The sequence below is a fragment of the Bacteroidota bacterium genome (genome assembly GCA_020402865.1).
GTDB lineage: Bacteria > Bacteroidota > Bacteroidia > Palsa-965 > Palsa-965.
In genome coordinates, this window is the sequence record JADBYT010000011.1 from 40,820 (window position 1) to 59,322 (window position 18,503).

The 18,503-nt window shown below is 50.9% G+C and carries 8 protein-coding genes; all 8 read left to right on the forward strand.

Translation table 11 applies throughout. The features are described from left to right. The first annotated feature begins 14 nt into the window (after window positions 1-14). Window positions 15-3,278 (forward strand): PD40 domain-containing protein, encoded by a 3,264-nt coding sequence (locus IM638_09515; GenBank protein ID MCA6363265.1) that lies wholly within the window; start codon window positions 15-17, stop codon window positions 3,276-3,278. A 151-nt stretch (window positions 3,279-3,429) separates the two neighbouring features. After that, window positions 3,430-4,278: a GNAT family N-acetyltransferase gene (locus tag IM638_09520; protein MCA6363266.1), complete on the forward strand. Its 849-nt coding sequence runs from the start codon at window positions 3,430-3,432 to the stop codon at window positions 4,276-4,278. Window positions 4,279-4,498: 220 nt separating this feature from the next. Beyond that, window positions 4,499-6,394 carry a RecQ family ATP-dependent DNA helicase gene (locus IM638_09525; protein MCA6363267.1) on the forward strand — a complete coding sequence of 632 codons (1,896 nt, stop codon included), beginning with the start codon at window positions 4,499-4,501 and terminating at the stop codon, window positions 6,392-6,394. Between the two features lie 47 nt (window positions 6,395-6,441). Next, window positions 6,442-6,993 carry a hypothetical protein gene (locus IM638_09530; protein MCA6363268.1) on the forward strand — a complete coding sequence of 184 codons (552 nt, stop codon included), beginning with the start codon at window positions 6,442-6,444 and terminating at the stop codon, window positions 6,991-6,993. 125 nt (window positions 6,994-7,118) lie between these two features. Beyond that, window positions 7,119-10,247 (forward strand): gliding motility-associated C-terminal domain-containing protein, encoded by a 3,129-nt coding sequence (locus tag IM638_09535; GenBank protein ID MCA6363269.1) that lies wholly within the window; start codon window positions 7,119-7,121, stop codon window positions 10,245-10,247. Window positions 10,248-10,461: 214 nt separating this feature from the next. Beyond that, complete coding sequence (locus IM638_09540) at window positions 10,462-13,992, forward strand: gliding motility-associated C-terminal domain-containing protein (GenBank protein ID MCA6363270.1); 3,531 nt, start codon at window positions 10,462-10,464, stop codon at window positions 13,990-13,992. 342 nt (window positions 13,993-14,334) lie between these two features. Then, entirely contained in the window at window positions 14,335-17,829 is a 3,495-nt protein-coding gene (locus IM638_09545) for a gliding motility-associated C-terminal domain-containing protein (protein MCA6363271.1), read from the forward strand. A 53-nt stretch (window positions 17,830-17,882) separates the two neighbouring features. After that, complete coding sequence (locus tag IM638_09550; protein ID MCA6363272.1) at window positions 17,883-18,488, forward strand: DNA-3-methyladenine glycosylase; 606 nt, start codon at window positions 17,883-17,885, stop codon at window positions 18,486-18,488. Window positions 18,489-18,503 lie beyond the last annotated feature (15 nt).

The following is an 18,503-nucleotide window of genomic DNA, read 5'->3' on the forward strand; positions in this document are numbered from 1 at the left end:
TTATCCGCATTGCGATGCCCGTGCTGGCAACCGCAGTAATCATTACCGCCGCCAGCGCCGACAAACCCAAGAAATGGGACGTAAACGATCCGCCGGGCGAATACAAGGAAATCTCCTTTACCGTAAATGAAGGCACGTGGATGAACGTGGATGTAAGTCCCGACGGAAAAACGATTGTGTTTGATATGCTGGGCGATATTTATTCGATGCCCGTGGCCGGCGGTACTGCACAGGTTTTACAAAACGGACATGCCTGGCAATCGCAGCCGCGCTACAGTCCCGACGGAAAGAAAATATGCTTTACGTCTGATGCCGGCGGCGGCGATAACATCTGGACCATGAATGCCGATGGTTCGGGCGCAAAACAAATTACACAGGAAAAATTCCGCCTGCTGAACAATGCGGTGTGGAGTGCCGACGGAAATTACCTCATTGCACGCAAGCACTTCACCTCTACCCGCTCGCTGGGTGCAGGCGAGATGTGGATGTATCACATTACCGGCGGCGACGGCATCCAGCTTACCAAAAAGAAAAACAGCCAGCAGGACGTAAACGAACCTTCGCTTTCGCCCGATGGTAAATCGCTTTTTTACAGCGAAGACATGTATCCCGGCGGTTATTTCCAGTACAACAAAGATCCTAACGATCAGATCTATGTCATTAACCGCTACGACATGGAAACCGGCGAAAACGAGCGTGTAACCGGCGGCCCCGGCGGCGCATTCCGTCCGCAGATTTCGCGCGATGGAAAAAAACTGGCCTTTGTGCGCCGCGTGCGCGAAAAAACGGTGCTCTTTATGCACGACATGGAAACCGGCGAAGAATGGCCGGTTTATGATCAGCTCAGCAAAGACCAGCAGGAAGCCTGGTGCATTTTTGGCGTGTACACCGGCTTTAACTGGATGCCCGATAACCAGCACATTATTATCTGGGCGGGCGGGAAAATCCGCAAAGTAAATGTGGCTAACCAAACCGCCACCGATATTCCCTTTACCGTTACCGCCAAACACCGCGTGTACAAGGCCCTGCGCTTTAAACAGGAACCCGCTCCCGATCAGTTTGATGCCAGAATGATCCGTCATGCCGTGACCTCGCCCGATGGAAAAACACTGGTGTTTAACGCCGCCGGCTACCTCTGGAAAAAAACGTTGCCCGATGGCACGCCCGCACGCCTTACCGACGGAACTGCGTTTGAATTTGAGCCCATGTTCTCGGCCGACGGAGCAAAACTTACCTACGTAAGCTGGGACGATGAACAAACCGGCGCGGTAATGACGCTTGACATGAAAACACCGAAAGCAAAACCGGTGAAAGTAACCAGCGAAAAAGGCATTTTCCGCACACCATCCTTCTCCGCCGATGCGAAAACAATTGCCTACTGGAAAGAAGAAGGCAACGACCACCAGGGCTATGCGTTTTCGGTGAAGCCGGGCATTTACACCATTGCAGCTACCGGCGGTGCGGCGCAGTTTCAGTTTTACAACGGTGCCACACGTCCGCTCTTTTCGGCCGATGGTAAGAAGCTCATTTGCTTCATAGACAATGGCGACAACAAAGAGCTTTTCAGTTTTGAGCTGGCCACACATAAAATGCAAACGCTGGCTTCATCAACCTATGCGTGGGAAATTATGCCCAGCCCCGATTTCAAATGGCTTGCGTTCCGCGAACTGCATAAGGTGTATGTGTGCGCATTTCCGGCCAACGGCAAAACGCTCGAACTCGATCAAAACATGGGGCAGGTGCCTTCGTTCTGCGTAACGCGCGATGCCGGCCAGAGCCTGCACTGGAGCGGCGACAGCAAAAACCTGCACTGGACACTGGGCCGCCGTTATTTCTCGCGCAGCCTCACCAACTGTTTTGAGTTCCTGCCCGGCGCACCCGATTCGCTGCCCGGCCTTGATACCGTGGGCATCGACATTGCCCTGAAACTGAACAGCGACAAGCCCAAAGGCGTGGTGGCCATGACCAATGCGCGCATCATTACCATGGATAAAAACAACACGGTAATTGAAAACGGCACCGTGGTGGTAACCGACAACCGCATTACCGCTGTGGGCAAAACCGGCGAGGTTAGCATTCCGGCCGGCGCCAAAACAGTTGACTGTGCAGGCAAAACCATTATGCCCGGCATTGTGGACGTACACGCCCACCTCGGCACATTCCGCCAGGGGCTTAGTCCGCAAAAGCAGTGGAGCTACTACACCAATCTTGCTTTTGGCGTAACCACCACACACGATCCATCGTCGAACACAGAAATGGTGTTTTCGCAGTCGGAAGCGGTGAAAGCCGGCCACATGGTGGGGCCGCGCATTTTCTCTACCGGCTGGATTTTGTACGGTGCCGAAGGCGATTTTAAAGCGGTGATTAACAGCTACGACGATGCAAAATCGGCGGTGTATCGCAATCAGTCGGCCGGTGCATTCAGCGTAAAAAGCTACAACCAGCCGCGCCGCGAACAGCGCCAGCAGGTAATTACCGCATCGCGCAACCTCGGCGTAATGGTGGTGCCCGAAGGCGGTTCGTTCTTTTACCACAACATGAGCATGATTCTGGACGGCCACAGCGGCATTGAGCACAATATTCCGGTGGCACCGGTGTATGATGATGTGGTGAAACTCTGGGCCGCATCGGAAACCGGCTACACACCCACGCTCATTGTGGCATACGGTGCCATGAACGGCGAAAACTACTGGTACGAGCACAGCAATGTGTGGGAAAACAACCGCCTGCTCAATTTCTACCCGCGTGGCGAAATTGACTCGCGCGCTCGTCACCGCACCATGATTCCCGATGCGGAGTACAAAAACGGACACATCCTCATTTCGCAATCGTGCAAAAAACTGGCCGATGCCGGTGTGAAGGTAAACCTTGGCGCACACGGCCAGCTGCAAGGCTTGGGCGCACACTGGGAATTGTGGATGCTGGCACAGGGCGGCATGAGCAACATGCAGGCGCTGCGCTGCGCCACCATGAACGGTGCACACTACATTGGCATGGATCACGCCATTGGCAGCATAGAAACCGGCAAACTGGCCGATTTAATTGTGCTCGATAAAAATCCGCTTGAGGATATTTACAACTCCCAGTATGTAAAATATACCATAGTAAACGGACGTATGTACGACTGCGAAACCATGCATGAAGTAACTACCGGCGATAAAAAGCGCAGCAAGTTCTGGTGGGAAAGCGGCCGCTACACCACCAATTTCCCGTTCCACGAAGAATCAAATTCGTTTATGCACGATAACTGCGAAGCCACCGACGGCGGACATAATTAACTTTTTTGCGAATGATAAAATACCTCACTGCACGAAATTTGTGGTGAGGTATTTTATTTTCGCAGGTAATCGAAAGAAGTAGATGATGGAATAATTTTATTCCGCAGATTGCACAACATGCAGAAAACGTATTGCTCCAATAATTTACTCAATGAAAATTGAATTTGCCACACTCACGCCGGTTTCATTGCACACACTTGTAAATGTGTTTAATTATTCGTTTGCCAACTATGCCCTGCCCATTTCATTCACGCCCGAATCGCTGGCAGTAAAAATGCGTACCGAAGGCATTGACCTGAGCATTTCGGCAGGCGCATTTGATGAGGGAAAGTTAGTGGGCTTCATGCTTTTTGCGTCAGACTTATACCTCGGCCGCCGCACGGTTTGGAACGGAGGCACTGGCGTGTTGCCCGAATATCGCGGCCATGCACTTACGCAAAAAATGTATGCGTTTATTACTCCGCGGCACCGGTCGGAAGGTTTTGAGTACTCGCTGCTGGAAGTAATGGAACACAACACTGCGGCGCGCAAAAGCTATGTACATGCCGGTTTGCAGGAATTGCGTGTGGTGGATATATTTAAAGAGCAGCAAGCAAAACCCGGAGCGTATAACCATGCGGTAAGAAAATGCAGCGCCCACATTTTACACGCCGGTGAATGGTACCACCATGCACCCACCTGGCAGCATACGCACGAAAGCATTGTACGCGCCGGTGAGTTGTACACCACACTCGGATATTTTGAGGAGGATGTGTTGAAGGGGTATTGTGTGTTTAACCCGGCAAGCGGCCGCATTATTCAGTTGGCTACTGATGCAATGTTCAGGCGTATGCACATAGCCACGGCTTTGATTGACGCGGTGCGCATGGAAACCGACAAACCGCTTTCGGTGTTGAATGTGGATGTTTCGGCGGTGGAGGCTGTGGCGTTTTTGACGAAGCAGGGGTTTGCAAAGGTGTTGAGGCAGGTGGAAATGGCGATGAGTTTGCGGGGAGTTTAGTATGGTTATTTGATGCACAGGTGGTTGATTATCTAACCCGGATTGCTCCCGCAGAAATTGCGGGAGGAAAGCCCGCACCCGGATAATTTTCGTCAGGGGAGGACTTGCAGCGTAAAGCCGGAGCGGACGGTTGTTTGATGTGTGAAAATGGTTCGTTCCTGCGTAGTAAAATATTGTTTTCTGCCGACGATGTATTGTGTAGATTTGATATACGATTTCCATGCAAGACATCCACGCCATTCTCCGCCAATACTGGGGCCACGAAAACTTCCGTCCGCTGCAGGAAGACATTATCCGCAGCGTGATGGAGGGCAAAGATACGCTGGCACTTTTGCCTACGGGCGGAGGAAAGTCGGTGTGTTTTCAGGTGCCGGCTTTGGCCATGGAGGGCATTTGTGTGGTGGTGTCGCCATTGATTGCGTTGATGCAGGATCAGGTGGAGAACCTGAAACGGCGGGGCATTCAGGCCATTGCCATTACCTCGGCCATGCGCAAGCGTGAGATTGATGTGGCGTTTGATAATTGTGTGTATGGCAAGATCAAATTCCTGTATTTATCGCCCGAGCGGTTGCAAACGGAAATTGCGCGTGTGCGCATTTCGCGTATGAATGTGAACTTGCTGGCGGTTGACGAAGCGCATTGCATTTCGCAATGGGGTTATGATTTTCGTCCGCCCTACATGCAAATTGCCGAACTGCGCGAACTGCTGCCCGATGTGCCGGTAATGGCGCTAACCGCCACGGCTACTGAAGAAGTGGTGGCCGATATTGCCACACAGCTTGAATTTAAACCCGGCCACCGCATTATACGCGGCAGCTTTGCGCGCAGCAACCTCTCCTACGTGCTGCGCGAAACCGACGACAAGCCCACCCGCCTGCTGCGCATGCTGCAACAGGTGCCCGGCTGCAGCGTAGTATATGTGCGCAGCCGCCGACGCACACAGGAAATTGCCGCATTCCTGAGCCAGCAGGGCATTACGGCCACGTATTACCACGCCGGACTTACGCCCCAGCAGCGCACCGAACGCCAGCAACTCTGGCTCACCAACAAAGTGCGTGTAATGGTGGCCACCAACGCATTCGGCATGGGCATAGACAAGCCCGATGTGCGCACCGTGGCCCACCTCGATTTGCCCGATAGCCCCGAAGCCTATTTTCAGGAAGCCGGGCGCGGCGGCCGCGACGGACAGCCGGCCTTTGCCACACTGTTCTGGCACAAACGCGATCTCGACGAGCTGAACGAACACCTTGAAGCCGCATTTCCACCGCTCGACGAGATAAAACGCACCTATCAGGCACTTGCCAATTTATACGAAGTGCCCGTAGGCGCCGGCGAAGGCCTTACTGTGATATTTGACCAGCAGAAACTTTGCGATACCTACAAGCTGGATAAAGTAACCGTGTTCAACAGCCTGAAATTTCTCGAACGCGAAGGCTATATTGCCGTAAGCGAAGCCATTTTTCAGCCGGCACGGGTAATGATTATTACCACACGCGAAAACCTGTATAAGTTTGAAGTGGCCAACGCCGTGTACGAACCGTTTATCAAACTCCTGCTGCGCAGCTATTCGGGATTGTTTGACCAGTTTACCAGAATAAGCGAGTTTGATCTGGCCAAACGTTTGGGCCGCCCGGTGCGCGATGTGGTGCAGTGGCTGAACGATTTGCAGAAACACGACCTGATCAGCTACCTGCCGCAAAACGAACAACCGCTGCTTACTTTCATAAGCCAGCGTGCGGATGCAAAACACCTGTACATTTCGCCGCAACACCTGCGCGAACGCCGCCTTGCTGCCGAACGCCGCGTGAAAGCCATGCAGGAGTTTGTAACGGATAACACCCGCTGCCGTCAGTCAACACTCCTGCACTATTTCGGCGAAACAAAGGCCGAAGACTGCGGAAAATGTGATGTGTGCCGCACTGCAAAAAATACAGCACACGAAAATACCGATACACTTGCACAAAAAATAATGAGCCTGCTCAACCAGCCGCAAATGCTGGAAAAACTCATCCTGCACTTTCCGGATACCCAGCAGAAAGAAGTGGTACAAACAATCCGCGAAATGGCCGACTCAGGCATGATTAGTGTGACGGACGACCGGGTGGAAAAAAACTAAAAAACTGAAGAATGCTTATCTTGCAACTTCATCAAACCAGAACCACTATGAAAAAAATCCCCCAACTGCTGGCGCTCGGCATTTTTTGTATTACCCTGCTTTCTTTTGCAGCCGGAACAGGCGGATCAACCACAGCGGGTGTTTCCAAAAAAGGCTTTAGCATAAATAAAATCCTTGTCTCTTCTAACTGGCAGATTGCACCGCTGCTCAATGAACTGGGAGCACCTGATTCTGTTTTTGTGGGATTTAATAAACTCCATATCTATAAAAAGAAAGGTATTGTAATTTTTGAAAAGAAAAACGGAGAAAAACCATCAGGCACGGTGAGTGAAGTGCAGTTTTTCCTCGACCGTAACGTAGATGATAATATCTACAACCTTAGTGATAATTATACAGGTGCTTTGAAAGCGGGAAAATTGAATCTTATTCCCGGTTTGAGTGGCAGTGTGGCAAAAGCCAAGCTGAAAAAATGGAAAATTTCCGATAGTTATGCGGAAAACAGCTACCGCTTTGCCAACTATGGGGTGTACTTGTATCTGATGTTCAATAAAGAAGAAACCCGACTGATGAAAGTGAGCATTGGTAAAGACACCAAGTAGCAGACATTAAAGCCGGATTAATTCGCCCTTTAATTTCAGGCTGAATAGGTAAGACACGAAAGATCTTTTCGTGTCTTTTTTTGTTTTAGTCGTAAATAGTATTGTAAATTGTGAACGGTAAAACAATGAAACTTATGTATGCACGTCAGATTTTTATGGGCATTACCCTGCTTGGGGGATTTGGAATATATGCTCAGTCAGCCGGCCGGCTGCCCGCAAAGGCACCACAACACACACAGGCTGCGGTTTATTATGAAAAGAATTTGGCCCAATGGCCTGTACAGGTATTATACAAAGCCAATGTATCCGGTGGTTCTGTCTGGCTGGAGAGCGACCGGCTGACCTGGACCACGCACAGTCTGGCCGACCTGAACCGTATTCACGACGAAGAGTTTCACGCCCACGAGTCGGCACATACAAACGGACATGCAGGCAATGCACACCAATCGGACAATGAGAAAGTAAAGTGCCATGCCTGGTATGTGGAGTTTGAAGGAGCAAACCGCAATGCCACGGTAGTTCCGCAGGGGCAGCGCAAAGAGTATTCGAACTATTTCATTGGCAACGACCGCACCAAATGGGCAGGCAATGTGCCCCGGTACAATGCCGTAACCTATCAGGAATTATATCCGGGCATTTCCCTGAAGGCTTATGGCGACGGCACCAATTTCAAATACGACTTCCTGCTTAATGCAGGTGCGCGTGCAGAACTGATTCAACTTCGCTATAACGGCATACAGGTGCGGCTTTCTCCGCAGGGCACATTACTGCTTGATGCACACAGCGGCACCATTACTGAACAGGCACCTGTGGCCTGGCAGCTAAACAACGGCCAGCGTGTACCCGTAAACTGCCGCTATGTGCTGAAAGGTGATGTACTTGGCTTTGAATTTCCCGACGGTTACAATACCAGGCTCCCGCTGGTTATTGACCCGGTAATTGTGGCTTCCACTTACTCCGGCTCTACCTCAACCACTTACGGCCACTCAGCCACGTATGATTTGCAAGGACATATTTACTCGGGCGGACGCTCATTCGGACAGGGCTATCCGGTAACGGCAGGTGCATACGACCTTACTTTTGCCGGTAGCGTGGATATTGCCATCAGCAAATACAACTCCACCGGATCGGCGCTGCTTTGGGCTACTTACGTGGGCGGCTCGGCTGCCGAATATGTACACAGTATGTTTGTACACACCAACGAAGAACTCTACATCTTCGGCTCGGTACAATCAACCGATTATCCCACCACCGCCGGCTGCTACGATGCCAGCCACAACGGCGGCGACGACATTCTGGTAACTCACCTAAACATTTCAGGTTCGGCGCTGGTGGGTTCTACCTACGTGGGCGGCAGCGGTTCTGACGGGCTTGACCAAACCGCATTCGGCTACCAGCAGCGGGGCGAAATTGTGGTGGATGCCTCCGGAAATGCAGTGATTTCAAGTTCAAGTTCTTCGTCGAACTTCCCGGCCACACAGGGCGCATTTGATCAAACCCTGAACGGGCAGCAGGATGCAGTGGCGCTTTCACTGAGTGCCAACCTGAATACGCTGAACTGGTGTACGTTTGTAGGCGGCTCCGGCGACGATTCGGGTCTGGGCGTGCGCGTGGCGGCAAACGGCGATGTGTTTACCTGCGGCACCACCTCAAGCGCCAACTTCCCCGCCACGGCGGGCACCTACCAGCCCACATTGCAGGGAGGCTCCGACGCTTATTCCGTGCATCTGACACCCAACGGCAGTGCCGTAACGGCCGCCACCTTTATTGGCACACCTTCGGCCGAAATCGGCTATTTTCTTGATGTGGACGCCGATGGCGATGTGTATGTCTATGGCTCCTCGCAGGGCGCTATGCCGGTTAGCGCCGGGGTGTACAGCAATCCAGGCAGCGCCATGTTTGTGGTAAAATTTGATCCGCTTTACACCTCCCTCATTTATTCAACCGTAATTGGCGATGGCACTTCCTTTTCGGCACTCACTCCCAGCGCATTTCTGGTGGATATTTGCGAAAACGTATATATCGCCGGCTTTGGTGCCAATGCCTACCCGGCCACACCCAATGCATTTTATCCCGGCCCCTCAGTGGGCAACTGTTACCTGGCCGTGCTTGAGCGCGATGCACAGTCGCTGATTTTTGCTACTTACTACGGCGCATACCATGTGGACGGCGGCACCAGCCGTTTCGACCCGCAGGGCATTGTATATCATGCCGTGTGTCAGGGTGGTGGCGGTTTTCCCACACAACCCAATGCATACAATTTAGGGCCGGGCCCTAGTTGGGATGTGTGCGTGTTTAAAATCGACTTTGAAGCCGTGGGCACACAGGCGGTGGCCAATGCCGCACCCAGCGATACCGGCTGCGTACCCTACACCGTGAGCTTTACCAACAACGGCAGTACGGGCAACAGCTACATCTGGAACTTTGGCGATAATTCACCACCAAGCACGCAAACGGCCCCCACGCATACCTACACGGCAGTTGGAACTTACACTGTAACGCTTATTGCCATTGACTCCAGCAGCTGCAAACCGATGGATACTGCCTACATTGTAATTGATGTGGTGAGCCAGCTCCCGGTTAATCTTGGTGCCGATACGGTAATTTGCAACACCGCACCGCTTACACTATCGGCAAACGTGGGCGGGGCTGCTTACCTGTGGAGTACAGGCGCTACCACACAGAGTATATCCACCACACAGCCGGGCACGTATTGGGTGGAAGTAAACACCGCTTCCTGCTCGGCGCGTGATACCATTGTGATTGCGCCGCTTACCCCGCCCGATCTGGGCAATAACTTCACCATCTGCCCCGGCGAACCGACCCAGTTGCAACCCAATTTCCCCGGTAATTCATACCTCTGGAGCACCGGCGATACCTCAAGAGCCATACAAATTACACAAGCCGGTACGTACTGGCTGCAAATGACTATCGGCCCCTGTGTGGTAAGCGATACAATTGTGGTTGATGCCGGCACCGGCGGGGCATTCCAGCCCATAAACGTATTCTCGCCCGATGCCGATGGCATTAATGACGCCTTTGATGTAGGCACTCCTTCATCAACCGGTTTTGATCTTCACATATACGATCGTTGGGGGCGACTGATGTTTGAAACAACAGATCCGACAGTGAAATGGCTTGGCGATTTCGACCGCAAAGCAGCATCGGAAGGTGTATATTACTGGGTATGTACTTTTCAAAACTGTTTAGGCGAAAGCCAGACGGAAACCGGATTCGTACACATTGTGCGTTAAGCACACAGATAATCCTTTGAACACGGCCGGAGAAATTCCGGCCGTGTTTATTTGCGACACTCCGCAAAAAGCTATTTCACGTAATCTGTGTCTGGAAAATGAGTTTGAAATTCGGTTTGGATACGTAAGATATTTAAAATTAATATCCTCCGCCCTATTGACCTGAATACTAAAACTGGCGTACCTTGCTCTTGGCAAACAATAAGTTACGCACATGCGAAACCTCCTCCTCCCTACAATTATTGCTGTATCCGGCATGTATCTTCATGCAGGCAGCAACCCTCCGGCTCAAGCTAAAATAGCAGCTCCTGATCCGCACATTTATTTCGAGGAAAACAAAAACCAGTGGCCTTCTCAGGTTCTGTTCAAAGCAGATCTTCCGGGCGGCGTTGTGTATCTCGAAAAAAACAAACTCACTTTCGGCACACACAGTCTGGCCGATCTGGATCGCATCCATGAAATGGAACACGATGCAAAAACCAATGCCGATTGGGAAAATGCACGCAATGCAAAAGTAAAATGCCATGCATGGTACGTACATTTCGACGGAGGTAACCTGCAGACAACTGCGCAGGGAGAAAATCGCGAAACGGCTACCAGCAACTATTTCATCGGCAACAATCCGCAACGTTGGGCTTCAAACGTGCAGCGTTTTGGCGGTGTACTTTACAACGGACTGTACGATGGCATTGACCTGCGCACATACAGTGCAGGAGGCTGGTTTAAGTATGATTTTATTGTGGCACAGGGAGCTGATGTATCGCAAATTAAATTGCGCTACGAAGGTGTAACTCCGGTGCTGCAAAAAGACGGTTCACTATTGCTTAATCCGCAAACAGGCAATGTGATTGAACAAAAACCGGTGGCATGGCAAATGGATAACGGAAAAAAAATTCCGGTTCGCTGCCTTTATAAACTGAATGGTAATGTGCTGAGTTTTTCGTTTCCCGATGGCTACAACGAAAATCTTCCGCTCATTATTGACCCCATACTGGTAGGTGCAACCTACTCGGGTTCTACCGCCACCACCTACGGCCACTCAGCCACGTTTGATAATCAGGGAAATATTTTCTCCGGTGGTCGTTGCTTCGGTCAGGGATATCCGGCTACACCCGGCGCATACGATTTAACGTTTGGAGGTTATGTGGATATTGCCATCAGTAAATACGACCAGACCGCTTCTACCCTGTTCTGGGCTACTTATGTAGGCGGTACATCTGACGAATATGTACACAGTATGTTTGTGCACACCAACGGTAACCTCTACATCTTTGGAAGTGTAAACTCAACCGACTATCCCGTTACAGCGGGATGTTTTGATGGCACACACAATGGTTCAAGCGATATTCTGGTTACGGAACTGAACCCGACAGGTTCGGCGCTTGTGGGTTCTACGTTTGTGGGCGGAAGCGGATCTGACGGGCTTGACATGATGGCGCTGGGCTATCAGCAGCGTGGCGAAATTATTGTGGACGGTGCCGGTAATGCGGCAGTGGCCAGCGTAAGCAGTTCTGCCAATTTCCCCACCACGCCGGGCTGTGTGCAGCCTGCACTGGGTGGCCAGCAGGATGCGGTGGTATTTTCGCTCAACGCCGGTCTTACCACCATGAATTTCTGCACCTACTTTGGCGGCACAAACAACGACAGCGGTCAGGGTGTACGCGTAAGTGCCAACTCGGGCGAAGTCTATTTCTGCGGCTCCACCGCCTCTGGAGCCTCGTTCCCGGCTTCACCCTGGGCCTACCAGTCGGTAAGTCCGGGTGGCACAAGCGATGGGTATGTGGCTCACCTCGACCCGGCAGGCACCATGCTTGCCGCAGCAACCTTTTTTGGCACTTCCGGCGATGACCAGTGCTTCTTCCTTGATCTCGACAGTGGCGACGATGTGTACATCTACGGTATTGCTCCCGGCGGCACCGGTGCTCCTATTACAGCCGGTGTGTACAACAACCCCAACAGCCCGATGTTTGTAGCCAAACTCGATCCGTTTTTTGTAAGCATTATATATTCTACACAAATCGGTTCGGGCACTATGTTCGGCACGCTCTCTCCCACAGCCTTTATGGTTGACATTTGCGAGAACGTGTACATTGCCGGTTTTGGTGGCAACAGCTATCCCACCACTGCCAATGCACTGTACACAGCCGCCAATGCTCCCGGTTCATGTTACCTTGCCGTGCTTGCAAAAGATGCGCTGGCACTTAACTACGGCACACTTTACGGCGGTTACCACGTTGACGGCGGCACAAGCCGTTTCGACCCGCAGGGCATTGTGTATCATGGCGTGTGTCAGGGCGGTGCAGGCTTTCCCACCACGCCAGGCGCCTACAACACCGGCCCCGGCCCGGGCTGGGATATTTGTCCGTTTAAAATCGACTTCCAGCAGGTGGGCGTAAGTGCACAGGCGGTAGCTTCACCAAGCGATACCGGTTGCGTACCTTACACCGTATCGTTTACCAACAACAGTACCGGCATAGATTACCTCTGGGATTTTGGCGATGGCTCACCGACAACCACAGTTGTTTCGCCCACGCATACATACACGGTAACCGGCACATTCACGGTTACGCTTATTGCCTCCGATTCTACGTCGTGCGTAACGCATGATACACTGCAGTTCACCATTACCGTACTTGCTCCTCCCGTAGTTGATCTTGGTCTCGATTCAACCTTCTGCTCAACCATAAGCGGATACACACTGGACGCGGGCAATCCCGGCCTCACCTATACCTGGAGCACCGGAGCTACTTCGCAAACCATTTCGCCCACTGCGGCAGGTACTTACTGGGTAATTGCCGACAACGGCAGCTGCTCCGATACCGACTCAGTGGTAGTACAACTTGTGCAACCGCCGCCGCCGCTGGTAAACGACTCGCTTTGCGTAGGCCAAACACATACATTAACAGCAGGAAGCGGGCAAGCCTGGCTCTGGAGCACCGGCGCCACCACTCAGTCGATTACTGTTTCCACCACCGGCGATTATGATGTAACCATTACCGACGGCCCCTGTGTATTTTACGACACCGTACACGTGCATTTCTTCCCCTATCCGGTTGTGAATCTTGGAAATGACACCACCATGTGTACACCCGATGATCTGCTGCTCGATGCCGACAATCCCGGTGCCACCTATCTCTGGCAGGATGGCAGTGCCGCGCAAACATTCAACGCCACCACCGCAGGTTCATACCACGTAATGGTTACGGCAAACAACTGTGCATCACTCGATACAATTGCCATTGCCTATACACCACAACCGGAGTTAGGCAGCTCCATTACGCTTTGCGAAGTACTTGATATCACACTCAATCCCGGTACATTCCCGCCCACCGCAACCTTCCTTTGGAACACCGGAGAAGTAACGCCCACCATTCAGATTTCCCAGCCCGATACCTATCGTGTGGTAATTCAGAACGGGCCCTGCACAGTTACCGACAGCATTCTGGTAACCGGCATGCCCGGCGAAGGCGCACTGTACATTCCGAACACATTTACACCCAACCGCGACGGCAAAAACGAACAGTTACTTGCCATGGGCACAGGAATTACCGAATTCCGCATGCGCGTATTCAACCGTTGGGGACAACTGCTTTACACCAGCAACGACATTTACGATGGCTGGAACGGGCAGTTTAATAACACCACTGTGCAGGAAGATACCTATGTGGTGGTAATTGATTACCGCACCACCTGCAACAATAACAGGCAGGAACGAAAAGTAACCCATGTGAATGTGCTGAGGTAACTGAAATGATAACATTCTCAAAACGGCTGCAATTTCCGATTGCAGCCGTTTTGTATTTAACTCCCATCTAATTAATTAGAATGGTTATTCCTCTTCACATATACATAACTACTGCCTCTCAATCAACATTAAATCAAGCTTCTGAAAAACAAGAACCTAACCAGTATCATTGTTAGTAACCCGCCTAATTACCTTCCATTTAAAAAAATGATAATCAATTATTTATATCATATAAAATTATCATACTGCGGTAATTTAAGTAAACGTATGATTTGCCAGTTGCAAAGTTATCCTGCTGAAAAAAGAGAAAGGTGGTAATTTTCTTGTGGCAAACAACTAGTTATGAAATCAGTTTTTATTAAAATAATACTAGTATTAATCGTTTTGTGTTTTCACGAAACCAGTAATGGACAAAACCAACCGGCGCAGGTTGTATATGAGGAGAACAAGGGGCAGTGGCCTTTGCAGGCTGCATTTAAAGCCAATCTTCAGGCCGGAAGTGTATTTCTCGAAAACAACAGGCTCCTGTTTTCCTCCTGGCGTATGGAGGATATACACGACGTGCATGAACAGTTACATGATGCCGTTTCGCAAACGGAAAAAATACTTGCTATGCAAAAGCAAGTACAGTGTCACACCTGGGCTGTTTACTTTGAAGGGGGGCAAAACAGTATTCGGTATGAAGGGCACAACAGGCAGGAGGCTTACAGCAATTATTTTATCGGAAACAATAAAAGCGAATGGGCATCGCGTGTAGGCCGGTTTGAATATGTTACCGGGTACGGGGTATATCCGTATATCAATATTAAAACCTACAGCGAAGCGCAGTGGTTTAAATATGATTTTGAGGTGTATCCCGGCGGAGATGCAGCTGAGATTAAACTCCGCTACGAAGGTGCAGCTATTGAACTACAGAAAGACGGCTCGTTGCTGATTAAATTGAGTACTGGCGAAATGATTGAAAAACAACCCGTAGCCTGGCAACATGTCGGAAACAGTAAAGTACCTGTAAAATGCCGTTATACGGTAAACGGCAATCTGCTTGGCTTTGATTTTCCGGATGGTTATGATCCCGAATACACACTTATTATTGATCCTACGCTGGTTGGTTCTACCTATTCGGGCTCACCGGCTATAGCCTTCGGAAACTGCGCAGCACCCGACAATCAGGGAAATTTAATAAGTGGTGCACAGGTCTTTGGCGCAGGATACCCGGTTACGGTGGGGGCGTTCAGTGTTGTATTTGCGGGTTTAATTGATATGGCAATCACCAAATACAACAGCACTGCATCGGCATTGGTATATTCAACCTATATCGGTGGAAGTTTTTTTGATGTGCCTTTCACCCTGCTAACTTCTCCCGCCGGCGATTTGTTTATCTACGGAGCATCTTCATCAACTAATTTCCCGGTTACATCAGGTGTGTATGACAATACTGCAAACGGGCAAAATGATTTTGTAATTACCCAGATTGATGCCTCCGGAAGTATAATGCTCGCCTCCACCTACGTGGGAGGAAGCAATGATGACGGCTGGGGATTAATCACTGATCCGGGCGATATCAGCCTGACATCTGCAGGTCATCTTGTAGTTACAGGCAATACATTATCAACCAATTTCCCGGTTACTGCGGGCACCTTTCAGCAAACCTCCGGCGGAGGTGTGGATGCGGTTTTATTCAGTTTATCGCCCGGATTAACTACACTTGATTTTTCAACTTATCTCGGAGGAAGTGGTGACGAAACGGGAACGGACAATGTGATTGACCCTGTAAACGGCGATATTATTGTAAGCGGATATACAAACAGCGGAAATTTCCCCTTACAGCAACCCCTGCAAAGCAATTTTCTGGGTATAAATGATGGATTTATTTCACGCTTCAATTCATCAGCTACTGCATTGGTTTCCTCCACCTATTATGGCACTTCCGGATTTGATTTTTGTGCATTTATTGAAACCGATGCTGCAGGAAATATATATGTATATGGCAATGCAACAGGAGGATCGGGTATTCCTGCCACAGCTGGTGTGTACAGCAACCCAAACAGTGCCACGTTCATTACCAAGTTTGATCCGCTGTTACAGACTGTAATTTATTCCACACAAATTGGAACCGGCAACATCCTGGACTGGGCACAGCTTACAGCATTTATGATTGATGAATGTGAGAATATTCATATTGCCGGTTTTTACGGTACCACGCCGGTTACGGCCAACGCAATTTATACCGCAGCCAATTCGCCCGGCAGCTCTTACATTGCCGTATTATCAAAAGATGCATTGACCCTTTCGCATGCCACATTTTTCGGTGGCAACCATACAGAATCCGGCAAATGCCGGTTTGATTCAGCGGGTACAATTTATCATGCTACCTGCCAGAATTCACTTCTAATTTTCCCGGTTTCGTCAAGTGCATTCAGCGCCACAAATAATTCAGGAGGATATGATGTGTGCGCATTTAAAATTGCATTTCCGCCAACAGGTGTTGTGGCTCAGGCTTCAGCAATACCTTCAAACTCCGGCTGTGCGCCTTTCAATGTGAGTTTTGTAAATAACAGCAACGGTGTAAATTACTACTGGGATTTTGGCGACGGCTCGCCGGTAAACACAAATACAGCTCCCGTACACACTTACACATTACCCGGCGTGTACACCGTTACACTCATTGCCGAAGACAGCAGTTCATGCATCGTACGCGATACAACTACAATAACCCTGACTGTACTTCAGCCACCGCTTGTGGCACTTGGCAGCGATACCCTGTTTTGTGGAAATATGCCGGCTCAGTTGCTCGATGCTGGCAATCCGGGGCTCACCTACACCTGGAGCACAGGTGCCACCACACAAATCATCACAGCCACAACGCCCGGTCTTTACTGGGTTACGGCCGATAACGGCAGCTGCACACATACCGACTCTGTGCAGATTTCACTCATCGCAACTCCGCCGCCAATGCCCGACAGTGTATTATGTGCCGGTCAGTCAAATACGCTGAATGCCGGAGGCGGACAAACCTGGCTTTGGAATACAAGTGCCACTGCACAGAGCATCAACGTAACCACAACAGGCAATTACAGTGTAATCATTACCGACAGCCTCTGCACGTTTCACGACACGGCTTTAGTCGTATTCAATACGCTGCCTGTAGTTAACCTCGGCAACGATACGCTGCTTTGCACACCGCAACCACTCACGCTCGATGCGGGAAACAGCGGCAGCTCCTGGCTTTGGAGCACAGGTGCTACCACGCAGCAAATAACCGTAAATAATGCAGGCAGCTACTATGTTACGGCTACCGCACTTAACTGTTCGGCTTCCGATACGCTACAGTTTACAATAGCTCCTCAGCCCGAACTGGGGCCGGCACAAAGCCTTTGCACGTATTCACAACTCACGCTCAACCCAGCCAATATGCTACCCGGTTCTGCTTATCTCTGGAACACCGGTGCTGTTACACCTTCTATTACAGTCAGCGAAGCCGGTATTTACCACGTAGCGGTCACGTATCAGTACTGTGTGCTTACAGACAGTGTGGAAGTTACCGGCACACCCGGCGAAGGCACCTTGTATGTTCCCAATTCATTTACCCCGAACGGCGATGGTGTTAACGATGTGTTCCGCGCCACCGCCAGCGAAGTGAGCGAATTTCATGTTACCATTTTCAACCGCTGGGGCCAGCTTTTGTTTGAAAGCTATTCGATAAACGAGGCATGGGACGGCCGCTTCAATAACGAAATCGTGCAGCAGGATACGTATGCAGTAATTGTATCATACCGCACACCTTGCGCCGGCAATGTGTTTGAACGCAAACTGACCCATGTAAATGTAATTCGCTGATTGCTGTTGCGGTTATTCAGCTTCCCTTTGTCGCATAACTGCTAATTTAGCACATGGCCAAACCCGTAGCAAAAAACTGGTATCTGCGCAGCGATGTGGTGCAGCTGGCGCAGGAAGTACTGGGCAAGCGCCTGCTTACTACATTTAACGGCCAGCTCACCAGCGGCATCATTACCGAAGCCGAAGCCTACGCCGGCGAAACCGACAAAGCCTCGCATGCGTGGAACGGTCGCCGCACCGCGCGCACCGAGCCGATGTATGCCGAAGGCGGTGTGGCGTACGTGTATCTCTGCTACGGCATTCATCACCTGTTTAACATTGTGACCAATGTGCGCGGTGTGCCGCACGCCATACTCATACGCGGCATTCAGCCCGAACAGGGTATTGAAACCATGCAGCAGCGGCGAAAAAATTACGGTCCGCTGCACAAGCTGGCGGCCGGGCCGGGCACGGTTTCGCAGGCACTTGGCATACACACTTCGCACACGGGCATGTCGCTGCGCACAGGCGAAATACGCCTTGAAGAAACCGGCCTTCGTATTGCTCCTGCACAACTAATTGCCGGCCCGCGTGTGGGTGTTGATTATGCGGCCGACCATGCGTTGCTGCCGTGGCGGTTCAGGATAAAGGGCGGCAGTCTTTCAATTGCCGCAATGTGATTACCTTTGCCGCCT

Excerpts from the sequence above, each read along its gene's own strand:
- IM638_09535 (MCA6363269.1), top strand. The coding sequence starts at position 7,119 with ATGAAACTTATGTATGCACGTCAGATTTTTATGGGCATTACCCTGCTT.
- IM638_09525 (MCA6363267.1), top strand. The coding sequence starts at position 4,499 with ATGCAAGACATCCACGCCATTCTCCGCCAATACTGGGGCCACGAAAAC.
- IM638_09520 (MCA6363266.1), top strand. The coding sequence starts at position 3,430 with ATGAAAATTGAATTTGCCACACTCACGCCGGTTTCATTGCACACACTT.
- IM638_09530 (MCA6363268.1), top strand. The coding sequence starts at position 6,442 with ATGAAAAAAATCCCCCAACTGCTGGCGCTCGGCATTTTTTGTATTACC.
- IM638_09515 (MCA6363265.1), top strand. The coding sequence starts at position 15 with ATGCCCGTGCTGGCAACCGCAGTAATCATTACCGCCGCCAGCGCCGAC.
- IM638_09550 (MCA6363272.1), top strand. The coding sequence starts at position 17,883 with ATGGCCAAACCCGTAGCAAAAAACTGGTATCTGCGCAGCGATGTGGTG.
- IM638_09540 (MCA6363270.1), top strand. The coding sequence starts at position 10,462 with ATGCGAAACCTCCTCCTCCCTACAATTATTGCTGTATCCGGCATGTAT.
- IM638_09545 (MCA6363271.1), top strand. The coding sequence starts at position 14,335 with ATGAAATCAGTTTTTATTAAAATAATACTAGTATTAATCGTTTTGTGT.